14 protein-coding genes, 2 pseudogenes and 2 riboswitches are annotated in these 19,306 nt (G+C 65.8%); of the genes and pseudogenes, 14 read left to right on the forward strand and 2 right to left on the reverse strand.

The annotated features are described in order from the left end of the window. The first annotated feature begins 483 nt into the window (after positions 1 to 483). The 10 genes from E7Z54_RS04500 to E7Z54_RS04540 all read left to right on the forward strand — a co-directional run bounded on the left by E7Z54_RS04500 (position 484) and on the right by E7Z54_RS04540 (position 10,159). On the forward strand, positions 484 to 1,674 hold the full coding sequence (locus tag E7Z54_RS04500; RefSeq protein WP_136431815.1) for a DegT/DnrJ/EryC1/StrS family aminotransferase: 1,191 nt from the start codon (positions 484 to 486) through the stop codon (positions 1,672 to 1,674). A 434-nt stretch (positions 1,675 to 2,108) separates the two neighbouring features. Continuing rightward, positions 2,109 to 2,288, forward strand: a riboswitch (cobalamin riboswitch). A gap of 100 nt (positions 2,289 to 2,388) precedes the next feature. Then, positions 2,389 to 2,811 carry a hypothetical protein gene (locus E7Z54_RS04505; protein WP_136431816.1) on the forward strand — a complete coding sequence of 141 codons (423 nt, stop codon included), beginning with the start codon at positions 2,389 to 2,391 and terminating at the stop codon, positions 2,809 to 2,811. Between the two features lie 134 nt (positions 2,812 to 2,945). Beyond that, positions 2,946 to 3,111: riboswitch (cobalamin riboswitch) on the forward strand. Between the two features lie 33 nt (positions 3,112 to 3,144). Further along, positions 3,145 to 3,735: a hypothetical protein gene (locus tag E7Z54_RS04510; protein WP_136431817.1), complete on the forward strand. Its 591-nt coding sequence runs from the start codon at positions 3,145 to 3,147 to the stop codon at positions 3,733 to 3,735. Between the two features lie 344 nt (positions 3,736 to 4,079). Beyond that, positions 4,080 to 4,205 (forward strand): DegT/DnrJ/EryC1/StrS family aminotransferase, encoded by a 126-nt coding sequence (locus E7Z54_RS23975; protein WP_240769514.1) that lies wholly within the window; start codon positions 4,080 to 4,082, stop codon positions 4,203 to 4,205. Further along, positions 4,202 to 5,161, forward strand: coding sequence for an LOG family protein (locus E7Z54_RS04515; protein WP_240769515.1), 960 nt, complete (start codon positions 4,202 to 4,204; stop codon positions 5,159 to 5,161). The genes E7Z54_RS23975 and E7Z54_RS04515 overlap by 4 nt, the downstream gene beginning before the upstream one ends. Before the next feature lie 45 nt (positions 5,162 to 5,206). Then, positions 5,207 to 5,572 carry a DUF6196 family protein gene (locus E7Z54_RS24325; protein WP_378527635.1) on the forward strand — a complete coding sequence of 122 codons (366 nt, stop codon included), beginning with the start codon at positions 5,207 to 5,209 and terminating at the stop codon, positions 5,570 to 5,572. Continuing rightward, positions 5,535 to 6,230 (forward strand): helix-turn-helix transcriptional regulator, encoded by a 696-nt coding sequence (locus E7Z54_RS04520; RefSeq protein ID WP_136431819.1) that lies wholly within the window; start codon positions 5,535 to 5,537, stop codon positions 6,228 to 6,230. Before E7Z54_RS24325 ends, E7Z54_RS04520 begins: the two co-directional genes overlap by 38 nt. 8 nt (positions 6,231 to 6,238) lie before the next feature. Then, positions 6,239 to 7,093: a hypothetical protein gene (locus tag E7Z54_RS04525; RefSeq protein ID WP_136431820.1), complete on the forward strand. Its 855-nt coding sequence runs from the start codon at positions 6,239 to 6,241 to the stop codon at positions 7,091 to 7,093. A gap of 662 nt (positions 7,094 to 7,755) precedes the next feature. Next, a complete protein-coding gene (locus E7Z54_RS04535) occupies positions 7,756 to 8,997 on the forward strand; it encodes a hypothetical protein (RefSeq protein WP_136431821.1) in 1,242 nt (413 codons plus the stop codon). Positions 8,998 to 9,025: 28 nt separating this feature from the next. Beyond that, positions 9,026 to 10,159 (forward strand): DUF1963 domain-containing protein, encoded by a 1,134-nt coding sequence (locus E7Z54_RS04540; RefSeq protein ID WP_168798164.1) that lies wholly within the window; start codon positions 9,026 to 9,028, stop codon positions 10,157 to 10,159. 261 nt (positions 10,160 to 10,420) lie between these two features. Here the strand turns inward: E7Z54_RS04540 and E7Z54_RS04545 are convergent, their stop codons facing one another. After that, a complete protein-coding gene (locus tag E7Z54_RS04545; protein ID WP_136431823.1) occupies positions 10,421 to 12,058 on the reverse strand; it encodes a glycoside hydrolase family 43 protein in 1,638 nt (545 codons plus the stop codon). A 452-nt stretch (positions 12,059 to 12,510) separates the two neighbouring features. Between E7Z54_RS04545 and E7Z54_RS04550 the strand changes: the two are divergent. From E7Z54_RS04550 to E7Z54_RS04565, 4 genes and pseudogenes are all read left to right on the forward strand, one after another. After that, a pseudogene (locus tag E7Z54_RS04550) lies at positions 12,511 to 13,025 on the forward strand (IS3 family transposase); the annotation flags it as partial. Between the two features lie 467 nt (positions 13,026 to 13,492). Then, positions 13,493 to 15,307 carry a 2-isopropylmalate synthase gene (locus E7Z54_RS04555; RefSeq protein ID WP_136431824.1) on the forward strand — a complete coding sequence of 605 codons (1,815 nt, stop codon included), beginning with the start codon at positions 13,493 to 13,495 and terminating at the stop codon, positions 15,305 to 15,307. After that, a complete protein-coding gene (locus E7Z54_RS04560; RefSeq protein ID WP_136431825.1) occupies positions 15,307 to 17,058 on the forward strand; it encodes a thiamine pyrophosphate-binding protein in 1,752 nt (583 codons plus the stop codon). Before E7Z54_RS04555 ends, E7Z54_RS04560 begins: the two co-directional genes overlap by 1 nt. 4 nt (positions 17,059 to 17,062) lie before the next feature. Continuing rightward, positions 17,063 to 18,067 (forward strand): 3-oxoacyl-[acyl-carrier-protein] synthase III C-terminal domain-containing protein, encoded by a 1,005-nt coding sequence (locus E7Z54_RS04565; RefSeq protein ID WP_168798165.1) that lies wholly within the window; start codon positions 17,063 to 17,065, stop codon positions 18,065 to 18,067. 104 nt (positions 18,068 to 18,171) lie between these two features. On the opposite strand, the pseudogene E7Z54_RS04570 reads toward E7Z54_RS04565, so the two are convergent. Beyond that, positions 18,172 to 19,210 (reverse strand): annotated as a pseudogene (locus E7Z54_RS04570) (IS256 family transposase). Positions 19,211 to 19,306: the final 96 nt, after the last annotated feature.

Raw genomic sequence — 19,306 nt, forward strand, 5'->3', positions numbered from 1 at the left:
CGCGCCCAGGCACGCCCCTGATGCAGCAGCTGATCGACTCGATCAGCGACGGCAATCCCGCCGCACTTCGAGATCATCACCCACGGCCGGACCACCTGGCGAGCTGCCGACGTCCTGGCCTGCCGCGGCGGACGGGCACGACTACGCCGGGTTGCCGGGAGGCGATCAACGGCCGACTCGAGCACCTCCGCGGCTTTGCGCTCGCCTTCCGGCACCTAACGAGCTACATCGCGCGCCTGCCCCTGGAGACCGACGGGTTCAGGTCGCGACCACACCCTCGATTAAGGCGAGCCGTTAATGCACGTCCCGAGTCTATCGGGCCATATTTCTTGAACTTGGTACCGGTTTGGTCCGAAGCGCACCCAGTTTTGGTCCTGCAATGGCGCGAGGGTGTACTTGTGCATGATTGTGGTCGGCCTAGGATGAATAGCGCGGACCTAATGCGGTGCATTCGCGTTGCATATTCGACTATCGGGAGTCACCATGACCAGCGTCTCGGAAAAGCGCGCCCAAATTCCTGCGGAGGCGCACAGTCGCAGGATTGATTTGCTACGCAGCGATATTCTGCGCCTCATCAATGAAGTCTTCGACGCCGGTTCCTACCATGGGGCCGCCCGGACGAAAGAGTTGGAGGCGTTCGTGGGCCGACAATGGGGCGGGCATCCGGTGGCCACGAGCTCCGGGACGATGGCCCTGCACAACTCAGTACGACGCCTGAACCTCCGCCCCGGTGACGAAGTGATCATGCCGGCCTTGACGTTCGTGTCCACCGGATTCGCCGTGGCCTACACCCAGGCGGTGCCAGTGCTTGTCGACATCGACCCGGTCACCCGGTGTATCGACCCCAGCGCCGTCGAGGCCGCGATCACCCACCGGACCAGGGCGATCATCGCCGTGCACATGCACGGCCTGATGGCCGACATGAACGCGCTCAACGAGCTGGCGCAGCGCCACGGGCTGGCAGTGATCGAGGACTGCGCGCAGGCTGCCGGAGCCCACAGCGGCCTCGGCCACGCCGGCACGATCGGTGACTTCGGCTGCTTCTCGTTCTGGGTCGGCAAGAACGTCGGCGGTCTGCACGACGCCGGCATGGTCGTCGCCCGCAATCCCCACCATGTCAGCACCCTGCGCGCACTCGCCGATCTCGGCCGGGACGGAGACCGCAACACCCATCACCTGCTCGGTCACCGCGGCCGAATGAGCGAGATCGATGCCGCAGTCATCAAGCACCAGCTCGAATTGCTGCCCGCCTGGACAGATCGCAGACGGCAGATCGCAGCCCAATACTCCGAAGCGTTCCAAGACCTGCCTTTGGTGCTGCCCAGCGACGCCGCAGACCGCCAGCACACCTACTACAAGTACGCCGTCCTGACGGCCGACCCGACCGACAGGGCCGAACTGGCCAACTCATTGAATCGGGCGAGAATCAGCACCGAACAGGTGTACGCCAAACTCGTGCACCAACAGCCGGCATTCCAACAAATCCAACATAAGGCGCGCGGACTACACCACGCCCAACGGTTCGTGGAGAATCACCTCTGCCTGCCGATCTACCCTGAATTGTCAGACGCGGAGATCACCCGCGTCATCGATGCCGTGCGGTCCCATTACAGGGAAGAGAACAAATCCTTGATGAAGCACGAGAAGCTCGTCTCGAGCGTCACCGAGTATTAAGGCAGGCGACACTCTCGCTCTGTCGGGCCCGGGGAGCTTCTGGTCGACGAGCCTGCCGCATGATCTGGTGACAGTGCCATCCAGGGGAGCGGGTGACCTGATGCAGTCATTTCGGTCTCCCGCGGTCCCGCGGCCCGATAGGCATCGGCACGTCCGGAACGCTCGCGCGTGAGTAGGCCCTTCGGGTTGGAGGTTGTCCATCACGGTCATCACTGGGCTGTAGGCGATCTGACGGTCCTCCTGCAGCGACTCCGGGACGGCGTGCACGGTCACCGGGGTCCGGTGCGGTCCACACCCGGTCGTGACAGTCGCCTCAAGCTGTCCCAGTCCGCGCAGGCCGAGGTCCTGTGGTGCTAACTAGATTTGCCGGCGCCATCTATCCAACATGTTGTGTTGGGTCTCACACCCGATTGCGGCGGGGGTTTCGCGATGCGTAGATTCCGTCGCGAGCCAGTCACACCCCCGTGGGTGAGGGAATCCGGTGAGAGTCCGGAACTGTCGCGCAGCGGTGAGGGCGACGGGCGAGGCACGAAGCCACTGGGCCACCAGGCCTGGGAAGGCGCCTTGTCCGATTGACCCCGAGTCCGAAGACCTGCTGGCTCCGTGCTTCCGGCCGTGCTTCGCGATTGAGCTCCGGTCCAGTTGAGGACTCCCGCACCTTGCGTCGTGGGGTCGGCGGCACGTGGACCAGCCGCTTCGGATCAGGAGTTCCTCATGACCGCCCGCACCGCCACGTACGCCAGTGTTTCGCTTGCCCTGGCCGCCACCCTCGCCGCCGCAGCCCTGACCCGTACGCCGACCGCGTCGGCCGACGACAGCGACTTCGACGTCACCAGCGTCAAGGTCAATGCCGCCACCAACGTCAGCAGCACCTTCAACCAGCCCTTGGACGTCGCTCGGACCACGGCGAGTCAGTTCTATGCGCCGCACCTGAACGCCGACACGCCCCACGTCCACCGGGCCACCACGATCGCGTTCAGCAACGGCAACCGTACGGCGACCGTCGGTCTGGACCGTGCACTGCACGACCACGCGACTGCCGAGCTGGACTGGGTAATCGACAACGTCCGTTCGACCTCGGGCGAGACCGTCTACGACAAGCACTGGGACGTCTGGGCCGTCGGCAGCGAGCGTTGACGTCCAATGCACACCGTTGACCCCGTCGAGCGCCGACCAGACGTACGGCGCATGCCGGCGTGGCCGGCCGTCCTCGTCCTCGCGTCGGCCCTGCCTGTCTAGCCATCTATGGGGGAGGGCGTATCGGGCGCGCCATCTCAACGAACCCAACCGATATCACCGTCGACGGTGCGCAGGAAGCCGGTGCGAGACCGGCACGGTCCCGCCACTGTGACCAGGCCACCTCGCGTCATCCCGTTCCGGGAGTCGCGCGACGGGCCGCCTGGAAGTCAGGACACTGACCCGTCGCCGATCCCACCCCGGGGCGAGGACCCTCGGGAGGAAGGCAACGCCATGACTGCCCTGCTCGACACCGCCGACGTCCACCCATCGCCCGCTGCGAGGCTGCCCGGCATACCAGCGCCTCCAGCGCCGTTGATTCCGCAGGTCGTTCTCTACGCCGGCGCCGGCATCGGACTCATTGCGGCTTGGGTGGCGACGATCTGGGTCTCCACCCACCTCAGCAGCGATCCGCTGCTGCACCGCGCCGCCCTCTTCGTCCACCTCGCAACGCTGGTGGTCGGGTTCGGAGCCGTCCTGACCCTGGACTGGTTCGGACTGCTCTGGCTGCTCGGCAAGCTCCCGCTGCGTCGAGTCGTCGAGATCGCTGCGCACGCGCATCTGATGATCTGGCTCGGCCTCGCCGGGCTGGTCATGTCCGGGGTGATGCTTCAACCCGAGCTGCATCAGCTCACCTGCATCAAGCTCGCCGCGGTGCTGCTGATCGCCCTCAACGGCCTGAACGCCCACCACCTGGAACACAGTCTCGCCGGGGCGGGCGCGGGCCTCGACCGCGGGCTCCTGGTCCGTGTCGCTCTCACCGGCGCTATCTCGCAGGCCGGTTGGTGGACCGCCTGCGTCATCGGATTCCTCAACCGAGGTTGAGGCGACAACCGGCCCGGTGGGTGGCTGCTCAGCGCCGGCTGGTCGCATCGAGCACGAGTCACGGCCTGTCCCCTTTGGTCGGTGAGCAACGAGCCACATCGCGCGGAGGCTCTCCGAGAAGGCGGGTTCAGTCGCAAACCGCACCCTCGATTGAAAGAGCATTAATGTACGCCCCGAGTCTTTCGGGCCATATTTCTAGAGGTTGGTCCCGGTTTGGTCCAAAGGGCACCCCGTATTTGGTCCTGCAATTGCGCAAGGGTGTACTTGTGCTTGATTGTGGCGGGCCTAGGATGAATCACAATCACCTAATGCGGTGCATTGAATATTGACTATCGGGAGTCACCATGACCAGCATCTTGGAACAGCGCGCCCAAATTCCGGATATCGACATGGTCGCCCGATGTATATGCCCCAGCGCCGTCGAGGCCGCGATCACACCCATCACCTGCTCGGTCGCCGCGGCCGAATGAGCGAGATCGACGTCGCAGTCATCAAGCACCCACTCGAGTTGCTGCCCGCCTGGACCGGCGACAACGACCGGGTGCTCGCCCAGGGCGGCCGGGTGGTGCGGTCGATCGACCGTGCGCCGGTCGACGTCGAGCGGTCAGGTCTCTACAGTCCGGACGAGCTCTTCGACACCACGCCGTACGAGCGGACGGTCGACGGGCGGGCCCACGCCTGGGCGCAGGCGACCGACGGTGCCTCCGACCTCCTCGCGCAGGTGCGGCACGACGTGGCGATCGACCGCGCCCTCACCGACTGGGTGCAGGGGCGCCGGATGGTCGGGGTGATGGGTGGCCACGCCGCGCAGCGCGGCAGCGCGGAGTACGAAGCCGCGGCGCGGCTCGGAGCGTTGCTCGGCCGCCACCTCGTGGTCGCCACCGGGGGCGGACCGGGCGCGATGGAGGCGGCGAACCTCGGATGCCGGTTCGCCAGGTCACCCGCCGGGACGCTTACGGAGGCGCTCGCCCGAGTCGCCGTCGTACCGTCTTTCCGCCCGTCGGTCGACGCCTGGCTCGAAGCGGCGCGCGAGGCGCTGGTCCTGTCTCCCGACCCGGCGCCATCGCTGGGCGTTCCCACCTGGCACTACGGCCACGAGCCGCCGAACCTCTTCGCGACCGCGATCGCGAAGTACTTCCGCAACGCGCTGCGGGAGTCGATCCTCCTCCAGGTCTGCGACGCGGGCATCGTCTTCCTGCCGGGCACCAGCGGCACGGTGCAGGAGATCTTCCAGGACGCCTGCAAGAACTACTACGCGGCCGAGACCGCGGTCGCACCGATGGTGCTCGTGGGCCGCCGGTACTGGACGGAGCACCTGCCAGCGTGGGCGCTCCTGCAGGCGGTCGCGCGCGGCCGCCCGATGGAGGACCACATCCACCTCGTCGACACCGTCGAGGAGGCGAGCGAGCTGTTCGCGGCCGGGTGAACCTGAGACCGCGTCGCAGCTGGCGAGGATCGTCAGGTCCGGCCGATGCACACGGCCACACCCCCGACGTCACTCCTTCGCGGCGGGGAAGGCCGCATCCACCTCGACCTCGACGAGCCAGCCGGTGAGGCAGGTTCTCGATCTCGAGGGCGAAGCGGGAAGACCTTCGACGTGCTTCCTGGGCAGCGGTCGTATCACGAGCACCCTGCAGGGGCGGTCCCACAGCCCTCCGCCGACGCGCTGGCGCTGGTGCGTGACGAGGACTGCTGGTCGATCCTCGAGCCGTCGCGGGGCGGTGAGGCGGAAGGTCTCGGTGCCTTCTCCATCCACTTTCCGACCGCAGACGACAACAGCGGCTGCCTAGGATCGGGTGATGCGATACCGCGAGTTCCAAGCACCGACTGGTCTTGAGCCGTCGGTGGCCTGCCTGTGGCAGCAGGACGCGGTGGATGCGGGGGAGTTGCGCGTTGTGCCCGATGGTTGCGTGGACCTCCTGTGGTTCGGCGATCACCTGATCGTCGCTGGCGCCGATACCGGCCCGTTGGTCTGGAAGTCGGTGCCTCCGATCGTCGGTGTTCGGCTGCGGCCCGGCGTCGCCGGCGGCGTTCTCGGTGTGCCTGCGTCAGAGGTGCGCGACCAGATGGTTCCCCTCGGGGAGTTCTGGCCGGAGGCACACCGGCTCACTGGCTTCCCACTCCATCAAAGTGAGCAGCTTCGCGCTCTCACGCAGCTGGTTCTCCGGCATCGCTCCGCACCTGATCCGCTCACAGCAGCAGCTGCACACATGCTGGCAGAGGCGGACACTCGGGTCGGCACGGTCGCCGACGATCTCGGCGTGAGCGAACGCCAGCTCCATCGCCGCATGAGTGACGCCGTGGGCTACGGTCCGAAGACCTTGGCCCGAGTTATGCGACTACGCCGACTGGTTGGAACGACCGCAGGATCACTCGCTGACCGCGCCCATGCATCGGGTTACGCGAGTCAGTCGCACATGAGCGACGAGGTCAGGCGCCTCACTGGCCTGACACCTGTCCGATTTCTGGAAGACCCACGGATCACCGCGGCATAGCTTCGCATATGAGTATCGACCTGCACGCGGCGTTCCAGTTCCTCGAAGCCAACGCGCGCATTCTGGACCGCCATCGTGCGGCAGCACTCCTCGCCGACGGACCAACCGCTCCTGTGCTCGACGCGCTCCGCCCGTACCAGAACCCGGATGGTGGATTCGGGCACGCACTCGAACCGGACATCCGCTGCCCCGCAAGTCAGCCCGCATCAACGTTGGCCGCGCTGGAGGTCCTGGCCGAGATCAACGTGATGGACACAGACCTCACCCTCGGTGCGGTCGAGTGGCTAGCCTCCATCGCCAACAGCGACGGCGGACTACCGACCGTCTTGCCCTCAGCCGAAGGACACCCGCGCGGTCCTTGGATGCAGCCAAGCGCCACCAGTGGATTTCTCACGTTCGCGGTCGCGGCCCGACTCTGGCATCTCGGCGTCGACCATGCGTGGCTCGACAAGGCCACCGAGTGGTGCTGGCATCAGATCGACACCGACGAAGCGCCAGGCGGATACACCGTGAAGTTCGCTCTGCAGTTCCTTGATTCAGTCCCGAACCCGGTGCGAGCATCGAGCGCAGTCGAGCGACTTCGTGCGGCCATCCGTGCTGACGGAACGGTACCTGTTGAGGGCGGGATCGAGGACGAGAAGATCGCCCCTCTTGACCTGTCGCCGTTCCCGGGAGCACCGAGCCGTTCCCTGTTCACGGATGAGCAGGTCAGCAACGACCTCGATCGACTGGAAGCCGGACAGCTCGACGATGGTGGATGGGACTTCGACTTCTTGCACTGGTCTCCGGCTCAGTCGGTCGAATGGCGCGGGCTCGCGACCATCCACGCGGTCAGCACCCTGAGGCTGCACGGCAGGGCCTGAGCGAGATCTCTTCGCTCCTGTCATTCGTTGGTCGCTTCGAAAGAGGTCGACGGTCCGGGTCTCGGCGTTCGCCAGCAACGAGGAGGCCAGCGCACGCATCGCTGAGCTTTGATCGCCGACGTTGTCGAGATCGGTTAGCTTGTGGAAGATCAGCATGTTTGCGATGCCGTAGTGGCGCGCGAGTCGCCATTGTGCGCCCATCCGCCGCAGCTTCGTCGTGGCCGAGACCAGGCAGGAGTACTTGGACCGCGGACCTGCCTCTCGTCCTCGACGGAGGTCTTGTCGAACCAGTACCGACCGTCTTGCCGGATCCGGGTGACCCTGCCTTTCCCGGCAAGCCAGTGGACCTGGCTCACGGTGACGCCGAGGGCCTCGGCTGCTGCGCGGGCGTCGATCAGGTCAACGGCCGCCCCCGAGATGGTGGCCATGGCCAGCATCCTGACAGCCAGATAGCCACCACGCGACCAGCTCCGGCCCCCTGGGACCGGGCCGACATCACGCCGAGCCCCGCCGCCGCGTGGTGGAGGTCGTTGAAGAACGCGACCAAGTGTTCACCCAGAGGGGCCTGCCAAATCGCTGTCACTGGAGTTAGGCTCAGCCCACTTCTCGGGCCCCGCCGCGAGGGGCCACCCCCCACCCCCCACCTGACCTCGGGAGCGGCTATGCGGACCCTTCAGCGACCCCTCAACGCGACGCTCGTGGCGATCATCGCCCTGTGCCTCGCGCTCACCCAGGTGCCGGCCACGATCAGGATCGACAGTCTTCCCCTGCCCCAGGTCGACCCGCTCGACATCGCCACCTCGCTTCTCGCGGATTCCGCGACCGACACCGCACCCGTGGTCGCCGGCAAGGCCACCACCGAGGGCAGCGTCCTGCCCCGCACTGCCAAGGACGGCATCCGCACCAGCCTCCCCGGCGGCGGTGAGGCCACGATCGACCTCCCCGCCACCGGCACCGCCCAAGCCGTCGGCGCAGGCACCGTCGTCTACGACGGGACCCATCCCGACACCAAGCTCATCGTTGACCGGGTCGACCCGAACGCCACGCCAGGCGTCGCGTCCTCGACCCGCACCCAGATCGCAATCGACGGCCACGCAGCCCCAACCCGGTACGAGTTCCCCGTCGACCTCCCCAAAGGCGTGAGACTTGCACGGCAGACCTCCGGAGCCGTGTACGCCCTCAACGCAGAAGGGAAAATCGTCGGCGCGTTCGGTGTCCCGTGGGCCGTCGACGCGACGGGCGCGCCTGTCCCGACCCACTTCGAGGTGACCGGCTCCACGCTCGTGCAGGTCGTCGACCACCGGTACGCCACCTACCCGGTCATCGCAGACCCGTGGTGGTTCGTGCCGCTGATCGTCGCGGGCCGCGCCATCACCCACAAGGTCGCCGTACGGGCCGCCACCAGGGCCGCGGCCCAGCGGGCGGCGGCCGAGGCCGCACGACGTGCCGGATACACGGTGCGACAAGTGGGCAGCGCCGTGAAAGGGAACTTCTACACCGCCGCCGGGCACGTCATCCGCATCAATGGCGCCTTCCGCAGGTCCAACGGCTACTCCACGTTCGCCGCATTCAAGAGGAATCACCCCGGCCGCAGCGGATACGAGTGGCACCACATCGTCGAGCAGGCCAACGTCGGACGGTTCCGGGCATGGCAGATCCACAACAAGCAGAACCTCGTCCTCATCCGCCGCGGCATCCACCGCGCCTGCGTGAGCGCCATGATGAGCACCAAGCTCAAGAACATGACCAGGGCCGAACTGCGATCCCTCGGGCTAACCCGGGTCCCGGCGAACCGCAACCTGACGATGCGTCAAGATTTGGCTGGCTACAGTCTGGCGAACATGCACCTGGCAGGGCTGCGTCTGCTCGCGTTCTGCGGCGTGAAGATCGCTGGCCTCCCGTAAACCCCGAATGCTGATTGGAGTCGCCCCGATGGACCTCGTTGCTCGCTGGGCCGAGTTGCTGCGCGCCGAAGCAACCTTGCCGGAGCATGAAACCGAGGTCATCGAGGCGGCCCTGGTCAGTGACACGCTGACCGCGCTCGCCGCGGGCGGGGCGGAACGCGAAGCGATCCTCATTGCGTTCCGGGAGTCGGAGGGGACCGACGAGGCGCTGCGGCACGCGCTGGGCACCGTGTTGTTCCCGCCGTTTCCACGCGCCGTCCTCCATCCCGACGAGTACCGCTCGCATCCCGAGGTCGCCTTCGACGCCGACCGCATGCCGGTCGGGGTCGCGCTCGGGCTCCCCGTCGCTGAGGACCTCGTCGAGACCGGCTCGGATCCGCTCGACTTCGCACGATCGTGGTTCTGCGGTCGACCCGCTGTGCCCGGTGATGTGTCGGGATGGGAGTGGCCCACCCGCTCGGACGGGGCCCCCCTGACCCATGTCGTACAGGTCGACCTCGCGAGCGAGGTGCTCAACCAGGGCGAGGACCACTTCGCGCTCACCGGACTGCCCGGCGACGGTGTGATCCAGCTGTTCCACGACTTGGAGACCTTCGGATGGGACACCACGGATGACACCACCGCGTGGCACGTGGCGTGGCACCCCATCCCCGCTGGCGAGGAGGTCGACCTCGAAGTCGCCGAAGGTGGGCCGCTCGATGCCGTGCCTGCCTTCCCGATCAATCCCCAGCTGCTGGCGACCGTCCCGTCGCCGCTGGACCTGACCGACGCCAGCGACGAGGAATGGACTCGCTTCGAGCGAGCCAGACAGTGGCTGGAGCAGTCGGCATACGAGATGAACCTGATGGCTGACGACCATCGCGGACGTCTGACTCCATGGGATGACGATTACGAGCCGCTCCCGCCGATCTCGCGGATGGGCGGCTTCGGTCACGCCGAGACCAACAAGGAGCTCCTCGACGTACTCGACCAGCAGCTCCCGCTCACCGGCGATGACGACCATGTGCTTCTGTTCGATGTAAACCCGCTCGCCATCACCGAAACCGACGCGCTCATCAACTGGTTCCACGGCCGCCGTCACCTCGAAGTGTGGATGCGCCGCAGTGACCTCGACTCCCGCCGATTCGACCACGTGTGGTGCGTGATCCGCACCGACAACTGACCTCCGGGCGCTCAAGTCGCCGGTGGCGCAGCGCCCGCGGCCGTGTGCTTCTAGCTAAGTCGCGGGCCGAGTTTGGTGCGTCGAGCGTTAGCCGTTTGAGGGTTGGGCCGACGAGGAACGCGCCGGCCTGGGTAGGTAGCCGGGTCGGACGCTACTAAAGGGTTGAGGCGCGGAAGTCGCGGGTCTGCCAACAGTGTCCCTGGGGCAGCGGATCTCGAAGACCTCCTCGGCCGCGCTGATCGCTCTATTCGCGGCCGAGTTCTAGGGTGTGGGGGGCGGGCCGAGTACTGAGATGTCGCTGAGTGCGGCGTTGCCGGTGGCTCCGCTGGCGAAGCCGTTGACGGTGAAGGTGAGCTCGCTGATCGACACCTGGCCGCCCAGTTGGTCGGGTCCGATGATCGCCGGCGCTTTGGGCTGTGAGGGGAAGGTGACGGGGATGGTGGTGGCGCCATTCAGTCGCAGGATGCCGCTGCTGACTGCGTGGTTTGGGTCGGCTGAGGGGTAGATCAAGATGGTGTTCACGGGCCGCGGGGCGTCCCAGGTGAGCTTGACCCATGCACCGGCGCGCTCTCCATCGGCTTGCCAGTCATAGCTGGCGAACCTCGGTTGCACCCCGATCTCGCCATCGGTGACTTTGTGGGGCCCGTGGCGGCCGTCGGGGACAAAGGAACTTGCTGTGGCTGAGGCTTTCCATGCGTGGTCGTAGACCGTGTTCGTCTGATTGCCACTTGCGTCGTAGATCGGAGCCCCGGAAGGTTTAGGTGCCACGCGCAGCTCGGTTCCGCTCCCAATGGTCGCGTAAGGGCCGTTGGCGTACAAGGTGTGGTCGCCGCGGACGTCAATACGGGAGAGGAACTTTCCTTCGAACGTGTTGTAGGTCGTGTACACGTGACGGTCGTCGGGGCTGTAGATGATGTGGTTGTGGCCCGCCTTCTCGATGCCATCGACCGATGAGATGATCGGGTTCCGGTTGAACTTGTTGAAGGGACCGGTGGGGCTGGTGCTCACCGCGTACCCGACGGCGTAGGAGTCGTCGTTGAACCCGTTGGCCGAGTACATCAGGTAGTAGCGATCGTCCCTTCTTAACATCGCGGGCGCTTCGTTCTTGATGTTGTCTTCGCTCGTCTGGGATTCCCAGGCCTGGCTCGGCTTGAGCACCATGACCGGATCGCTGGCGAGCTGTTTGAGGTCGCTGCGCAGCTTGGCGACGAAGATTCGGCTTTCCCGCTGCCCGTTGTAGGCGTAGCACCTGCCTGGCTTGGTGAAGTAGAGGTACACGGTTCCGTCGACGTCCACGAACGGGTTGGGATCGATCGTGCGGGTCTGCCCCCATGGCGTGCCGTCTGCGTCGTTGTAGCCCGAACCACCCATGAGTGGCCGTCCGATGTCAATGAACGGTCCGGTCGGCGAGTCGGCGATGGCTAATCCGATGAAGTGGTTGTTCTGACAAGACGGGGTGCGCGGCTTGCTGTCGGCGCTCGCAACAGCTGAGTAGAACATGTAGAACTTGCCGTTCCGCTCGATCACCTCCGGCGGCCAGTACCGGGGGTCGGCGTCGAGCCAATCCGGGTCCTGACCGTCCCCGCCGCCCTGGCCGTCCGAGCCCTGGGGCCGCGCATCAGCCGGCACTGGCGTCCAGGTCAGAAGGTCGGGCGAGGTGTAGACCGGGAAGCCGTCCTCGCCTCCAGAGGCGTAGGAGTAATAGGTCCCGTCGGAGTGCTTCATGACGAAGTTCGCCCGCGGGGTCTTGTTGCAGTACAGGTAACTCGTTGGCCCACCCAAACTGCATCCGGCGACCGCGACGACGGTAGCCGGTGTGGCACTGCTAGAGGTCGACCCTCCGAAGAGCGGCACCAGCAGCACGGTCGCGGCAACAACGGTCAGAAGTGTTCGCCTCACCCGCGGCAACCTAACAGTCGCAATAGCAGATCGCGAGGCCCAAACGCGATCCAGCACCTGCTACCAGGGAGGAGGTGAGAAGGGGACTGCTGCACGATCTGGTGACAGCATGATCTGACCGGGGCGCGACCCGGCGTTACCGGTAGCCCGATGCGCATCCCTATTGCAACTTGGGCGGACGAGCTCTACCAAGGCGCGTTGAGCGTGGAGGTGCACACTGCCCTTGCTGGTGGCAGCACCGCGGTCGAGCCCGTCCGCCACGTCCAGGTCGGTCATGAACTCAAACGCGAGGTGAGCCGATGGGATTCGAGGGTGGACACACTTTGGACACGGATTGAGGCGCGAAAGTCCGCAAAGTGGAGCAGCAGGCAACATAGCGAAGCAATGCTGGCTGGTCGCCATTCCTGCAGGTCAGAGCATGTTGCCGCCAAGTCCCGCGGGCCAGCGCAAGGCCTACCCGCGTCAAGCGCCTGCGTGGCGTCGCGACTGCCGATGACCTGATCAATCGTAAGTTCCACCGGATCCGGCCCAACGAGCTGTGGGTCACCGACATCACCCAGCATCGCACCAGCAAAGGGCGGCTCTACTGTGCCGCGGTGCTCGACGCCTACAGCCGTCGGATCGTAGGCTGGTCGATCGATTCGGGCCAGGGACTCAACGCTGGTGGTCAACGCCCTCGACATGGCTATCCGCAACCGCCGTCCTGAGCCGGGCGGAATCGTCCACGCCGACGACGGCACCCAGTTCACCTCCTGGTGTTCGGCGAGAAGATCCGCTCCGCCGGCCTGCTGCCCTCCTTGGGCACAGCCGGGGACGGCCTGGACAACGCCATGGAGGAGCGCTTCTGGTCCTCGATGCAAATCGAGCTCCTCAACCGAAAGAAGTGGAAGGCCCGGGTCGAACTGACGAACGCGATCTTCGACTACATGGAGATTTTCCATACCGCCAGCGATGGCATTCAGCGCTCGGCACCTAGCCGTGCAGCAGACCCCCCTCGGGATGGGTCGAGGGTAGCGACGCTACCGCTGGTTGACACCCATTGCCATTGCCGCCGACACCGTGGGGTTCGCAGACGCGATCGACCGGCGATGTCAGGCGTCCCCTGAGTTCGCATGATCTCCGCCGCGGGACCACATTCGGGCGATTCACGGACCAAATGTGTTCGCTTCTCTTCACATAGGGGTTGCCTGCCGCCATGGTTATCGGACCGACTCGAAACAGCATTCGCTGGCCTCGGAGGCTAACTACCGACGGACCGACTCGTCGCCTAAGAGGCAAAGTGTTTACTGCCAGAGTTGAACTATCAGGGCAGCTCGCGCGGGCTCCATCTTCTCATAACGAGTGCATCCATGACCCTTTTCGGCTTTTGGCGCGGGCGACGCCAGTTATGCCCGCTCGGCATAGGGATGCGCCCAACCAGAGAGGTTCTCGAACATGCTCGAAAATGGTGAACAGACACTATGGCCGGCGATGATTCGCCCCGCGGCAGGGACGGTGCCCGAAACGCAACCATGGTGGAACCCGCAGCAGCCGAGCGCTATGCCGTTTGCGCGCTACCGGCGCGACTGGCCGACGGTTGAGGTCCCAGACCGTACTTGGCCGGCGCAGCGGCAGACCACTGCGCCGTTGTGGTGCTCAGTCGACTTGCGCGACGGTAACCAGGCACTGCCCAAGCCTATGGACCAGCAGCGCAAGCTTGTGCTGTTCAATCTGCTGGTCGAGATGGGGTTCAAGGAGGTAGAGGTCGGCTATCCCTCCGCCAGCCAGACCGAGTTCGACTTCGTCCGTCATCTCATCACCCACGATCTCATTCCCGATGACGTGACGATATCGGTGTTTACTCCCGCCCGACCCGAGCTCATCGAACGCACCATGGATTCGGTTCGCGGTGCGAAGACAGCGATGATCCATCTCTGCGCGGCTACGGCGCCGCTATGGCGACGCGTGGTTTTCGATATCGACCAGCAGGCGGTGCTCGAGATGACGATCGGGTCGGCCGTACAGGTGCTTCGGCTGGCCGACTCGATGCCGACGACGCGCATGCGGTTCCAGTACTCGCCCGAGGTGTTCAACCTGACCGAGCCGGAGTTCGCGTTGCGAGTCTGCAACGCGGTCACCGAGACCTGGTCCGCGAGTGCCGATCGTCCGGTGACGATCAATCTGCCAACCACGGTGGAGGCGAGCACGCCCGACGTGTTCGCAGACCAGGTCGAGTGGATGCATCGCCGGCTGGAGCGTAGGGACGCCGTGATCCTCTCGCTACACCCTCACAATGACCGGGGAACCGCGGTCGCCACGGCTGAGTTGGGGTTGGCCGCCGGTGCAGACCGGGTCGAGGGTTGCTTGTTCGGCAACGGTGAGCGCACCGGCAACGTCTGCCTCGCCACGATGGCGCTTAATCTGTTCAGCGTGGGCGTCGACCCGCAGCTCGACCTCTCCGACATCGACAGCGTCCGCCGAACGGTCGAGGAGTGCACCCAGATCCCAGTCTCGCTACGGCATCCCTACGCCGGTGACTATGTGTACACAGCCTTCTCGGGGACCCACCAGGACGCGATCAACAAGGGCCTGCGTGCCATTCAGGACGTCGCGGCGCATGCGGAGCAGGACGCTGGGACAGTGCCGTGGGACGTGCCTTACCTACCTATCGACCCGAAAGATGTCGGACGCAATTATGAGTCGGTGATCCGCGTCAACAGTCAGTCTGGCAAGGGTGGCGTCGCCTACGTGCTTGCCAGCCAGTACGGCCTGCAACTTCCGCGCGGCCTGCAGGTCGAACTGTCCAGGCTTGTCCAGGCACACGCCGACATTGAGGGCGACGAGCTGACGAGCAAAGATGTCTGGGAGCTCTTCGCTCGCGAGTTCATGCACCGACGCGACCCATTGCGACTGGTCGACGTGGGTTCGGTGATGACCGTCGCGACGCCCAGCGGGGCGGAGTTGTGCATGCTCGACGAGCAGACAGTGCCCAACCTTCTCGCTCGGCTCGAGAACCTGGGATGTCCTGTCACGGTGAAGGAACAGTCGAGTCATGTCGCGGACGGCGGCGCACGCCCTCGGATTGCCGCCTATACCCATGTCGAGGCCGGCGGTCGATGCGCCTGGGGTGCCGCGCTGAACGCGTCCGAGACCACCGCCGCAGTCGAGGCGCTGCTGTCGGCGATTAACCGCGCAGCGGCGGTGGAAGTCGGCGCCACGGCCTGGTTCGACGCGCTGGACCGTCGCCCGGTCGCGCTGGAGGGGCCGTGATGGAGCAGCCGATTTATCCCTCCGTGGCCGATGCATTGGTTCGCACGCTGGCGGCCAACGGCGTGTCCCACCTGTTCGGTGTACCGGGCGGCCCGCTCTTCGCCTTGTACGAGGCGCTGTCACGGCAGAGCGCGGTCCGCACGGTGCTTGCTAAACACGAAGAGGGCGCCGCTTTCATGGCACTGGGGTACGCACAGGCGCGGCGTGGCCTCGGCGCGGTCTGCACCACGACCGGCCCTGGTGGCACGAATGCGCTGACCGGCGTGGCGAGTGCATCGAGTGACGGCGTGCCGGTTCTGCTCATCACCGCCCAGGTTTCGACTGCGACGTTCGGCACCGGGGCGCTACAGGACGCAAGCGGAGGCAACTGGAGCATTGACCTCGTCGACGTGTACCGTTCGGCCACGAAGCTCTCGGCAATGCTGAACAACCCGGCCGAGCTCATCCGGCTCGCCCGACATTCGGTCCGTACCGCGCTGAGCGGTCGATCCGGCGCAGTCCATCTCAACATTCCGGCCGACCTGATGACCAAGCCGGCGCAGGCCGGAGCGCTAGACGTCGATGCACCGGCTACGCCGAGTCGTCCGGCACCCGGGCCCGCAGCGGTGGCCGAGCTCGCCGATGCGTTGCGAGCGGCCCGATGTCCGTTGATCCTCGCTGGGCAGGGCGCCAAGCGCGCACGCAGCCACGAACAGCTCAAGCAGCTGGCCGAACGGCTCGACATCCCGGTGGCAACGACCATCAAGGGCAAGAGCGTGTTCCCCGAGGACCATCCACTCTCGCTCGGCGTCTTCGGCTTCGGCGGCAACCCGGCGGCGCACGAGTACGCGCTCTCCGCTGACGTCGACCTCATCCTCATCATCGGCAGCGCGCTCGGCGAGATGTCGACGCACGGCTGGAACCCGCAACTGTTCCGCGGCCGGCAGGTCTGCCAGATCGACGTGGACCCGCTGCAGATCGGCAAGCACGTCCCTGTCGACGTCGGCGTCGTAGGCGACGCCGAGGCGCTGCTGCGCATGCTGGTGGCCGACCTTGCCGCCTGCCCGTCATCGCCGCCTGCGCGCGCTCATCCCGTGCTGCCGCGTCGTCGCTACCGGTCGACTGAACTGCAGCGAGGTCACGAACAACTCCAGGCGTCCGCGGTGGTCGCCCGGCTCAGCGAGACGCTGCCCAGCGATGTGATGATCTACGCCGACAACGGCAACTGCCTGAGCTGGCTCGGCCAGTTCTACGCCTTCAAGGAGCCGGGTGACATGCACGTGTCGCTCAACATGGCATCGATGGGCTATGCGATGGGCGCCCCAATCGGCGGAAAGATCGCCGACCCTGACCGGCCCGTTGTGGCGCTGATCGGCGACGCGGCCTTCGCCATGAATGGAATGGAGATCCATACCGCCGCCGAGTATTCGGTGCCGGTCGTCTGGGTTGTGCTGAACAACGGCGGGCACGGGATGGTCCACAACCTTCAGGGCATGATCTACAGCGAGTCCTACGACGCGGTGTTCGCCCGGCCACTCGACGTTGCGCTCGTCGCACGAGGACTCGGCGTCGAGTCGATGACGGTCGACTCGCTCGACGGACTCGACGCGGCGATCGCCACCGCACTGGCCGCTGGCGAGCCGTTCGTCATCGACGCGCGCGTCGACGTCGCGGAAGTCCCGTGGGCGTTGCGTGGCCGCGCCGCCTCCCTCGTCGCGGCCGTGACAACCGACGACACGCCGGCTCAGGACCTGTTGAGCAATGTCGGCTGATCGCATGCCTCGCGCAGGCGTGCTGGGGTGCGGCCATGCACTGCCGCCCCACACCCGCGGCAACGACGACCCGCTCTACGCTCAGCTCGACCGCACCCCCAACGATCAGGGCGTCGTCGAGGCCGACCTCTTCGTCGGGATGGGCGAGCGCCGATACCTCGGCGCAGGTGAGCTGATCGAGCCGCTGATGGTCGCGGCCTGCAGCCGGGCGCTCGCGCACGCAGGCATCGAACCCAGCCAAGTGGAGAGGCTCTACGGCTACGCTTCGGTACCGACGTTCGTCACGCCCAATTCGCTGTTCACCGTGCACCGGGACCTGGGTTTGTCCGAGCGGGCCATGGTGATACCGGTTAACAGCGAGTTTTCCAACTTCGCAGTTAGCCTGGCCATGGCCGGTGAGGCAGTCGACGCCGGACGCATCAAACATGCCCTGGTGGTCTGTGGCTCCAATTGGACACGCCACGTCGACTACACCAAAGGGCATGCGATCACCGCGAGCGACGCGGCAGCCGCCGCTGTCGTGGCCGGCGACGCGCGTCTAGCACTCGTCGATCACCAGACACGCACCTACAGCGACCAGTTCCACTCCATGCGCATGTACACCCGGTCGCTGAGTACGGGTTGTCGCAGCGTTGTGCCGGTCGGCGCGGACAATCTGCCTGTCCCCACCTACGAGATAGACGCGACCGAAGGGGTGGCCGTCTACCAAAGCATCATGAAGGAAGGCCTACCCGACCTGGTCAACTACGTCCTGGCGTGCAACGGCGTTACAGGCCGCGACGTCGCGCTCATCACCCATCAGGGCTCCCGGACATTGATCGACCACTGGGCCGACCGAATCGGACCGCGTCAGTACCTCGAGACCTTCGAGACGTTCGGCAACATGACCCTCGCGACCTACCCAGTGAACCTGTCGCACTTCTTCACCGACATCACCAGCCCGTACGTCATGATTGCCGCCGTCGGCCCCGGGTTCCACCTCACCGCGACCCTGCTTCGCCAACGCTGAGCGGTCGGGGGAACCTCCTCAAGACCGGAAGGTTGCATCATGCAGGCACGCGATCCGGGACAGAGCCCCGCGGGGTGGTGGGCTTTGAGGTGGTCCTCGGTGCCCTACTTGCCACTCTCGATGGCAGTGTGATCCCCAGTATCCATGGTGGTGTCGAGCTGCGCCATGGACCTCTCGGATAGGTAGCGGCGGTCGCCGGCGATCCATTCGTCGTGCATGTCGATGAGGACTGCTCCGACGAGTCGGATGACGGCGGCGAAGTTGGGGAAGATCCCGACGACGCGGGATCGGCGTTTGATCCCTTTGTTGAGTCGCTCGAGGGGGTTAGTCGACCAGATTTTGCGCCAGTGGGCTCTGGGGAAGGAGGTGAACGCGAGGACCTCGACCTTCGCGGCGTCCATCAACGGGCCGACCTTCGGGAACGAGGTGGTGAGCTGGTCGCTGATGACCAGCCGGACACCGCCTAGGCCGCGTTGTTTGAGGCTGAGTAGGAAGGCGCGCCAGAACGTCTCGTCCTCGCTGTCGCCGACGTCGAGGCCGAGGACCTCACGGGTGCCGTCGGCGGCGATCCCGGTGGCCACCACGACCGCCATCGAGACCACTTGGCCGCCCTTGCCGGGCTTGTTCCGCACGTGAAGGTAGGTCGCGTCGAGGTAGACGTAGGGGAACGGTGTGGTCCAGCGGCCGGGTCCGGAACGCACCGACCGACTGGTCGAGGCCTTCGCAGATCCGAGAGACCTCGGACTTGAAAAACCCGGAGTCGGCGCTGAGCGCGACGACCAGGTTATCGACGCTGCGGGTCGAGATGCCGTGGACGTAGGCCTCCATCACCACCGCGTAGAGCGCCTGGTCGATGCGTCGGCGGGGCTCGAGGATGGAGGGGAAGTAAAAGCCCTTGCGAAGCTTGGGGATCCGGACGTCGCTGTCGCCGGCCTTGGTGGCCAGCAGCTTGGGGCGGGTGCCGTTACGTTCGGTGAGCCGGTCCTCGGTGCGTTCGTAGCGCTCGGCGCCGATCACGCCCGCGGCTTCGAACTCAACGAGCTCTCGGAGCACGGTGCGGACCGATTCGCGGATCATGTCGACACCGTCGCCGGTGCGGAACGCCTTGAGCAGCTCGGACAGGGCAGATTGGGACAGGGCCATCGGTGGTTCTCCTTCAGTGCGTGACTTGGTCGTTTCACACCGAAGATCCCGGCGAGGGTCTGCCCCCGCTTTGGTTGACACTCGGGGTTTGCAGTA

Origin of the sequence: Nocardioides sp., from assembly GCF_004803405.1 — a bacterium.
Lineage (GTDB): Bacteria > Actinomycetota > Actinomycetes > Propionibacteriales > Nocardioidaceae > Nocardioides > Nocardioides vastitatis.

Excerpts from the sequence above, each read along its gene's own strand:
- E7Z54_RS24325 (WP_378527635.1), top strand. The coding sequence starts at position 5,207 with ATGCACACGGCCACACCCCCGACGTCACTCCTTCGCGGCGGGGAAGGC.
- E7Z54_RS04565 (WP_168798165.1), top strand. The coding sequence starts at position 17,063 with ATGCCTCGCGCAGGCGTGCTGGGGTGCGGCCATGCACTGCCGCCCCAC.
- E7Z54_RS04555 (WP_136431824.1), top strand. The coding sequence starts at position 13,493 with ATGCTCGAAAATGGTGAACAGACACTATGGCCGGCGATGATTCGCCCC.
- E7Z54_RS04515 (WP_240769515.1), top strand. The coding sequence starts at position 4,202 with ATGAGCGAGATCGACGTCGCAGTCATCAAGCACCCACTCGAGTTGCTG.
- E7Z54_RS04520 (WP_136431819.1), top strand. The coding sequence starts at position 5,535 with ATGCGATACCGCGAGTTCCAAGCACCGACTGGTCTTGAGCCGTCGGTG.
- E7Z54_RS04540 (WP_168798164.1), top strand. The coding sequence starts at position 9,026 with ATGGACCTCGTTGCTCGCTGGGCCGAGTTGCTGCGCGCCGAAGCAACC.
- E7Z54_RS04560 (WP_136431825.1), top strand. The coding sequence starts at position 15,307 with ATGGAGCAGCCGATTTATCCCTCCGTGGCCGATGCATTGGTTCGCACG.
- E7Z54_RS04505 (WP_136431816.1), top strand. The coding sequence starts at position 2,389 with ATGACCGCCCGCACCGCCACGTACGCCAGTGTTTCGCTTGCCCTGGCC.
- E7Z54_RS04525 (WP_136431820.1), top strand. The coding sequence starts at position 6,239 with ATGAGTATCGACCTGCACGCGGCGTTCCAGTTCCTCGAAGCCAACGCG.
- E7Z54_RS23975 (WP_240769514.1), top strand. The coding sequence starts at position 4,080 with ATGACCAGCATCTTGGAACAGCGCGCCCAAATTCCGGATATCGACATG.
- E7Z54_RS04500 (WP_136431815.1), top strand. The coding sequence starts at position 484 with ATGACCAGCGTCTCGGAAAAGCGCGCCCAAATTCCTGCGGAGGCGCAC.
- E7Z54_RS04510 (WP_136431817.1), top strand. The coding sequence starts at position 3,145 with ATGACTGCCCTGCTCGACACCGCCGACGTCCACCCATCGCCCGCTGCG.
- E7Z54_RS04535 (WP_136431821.1), top strand. The coding sequence starts at position 7,756 with ATGCGGACCCTTCAGCGACCCCTCAACGCGACGCTCGTGGCGATCATC.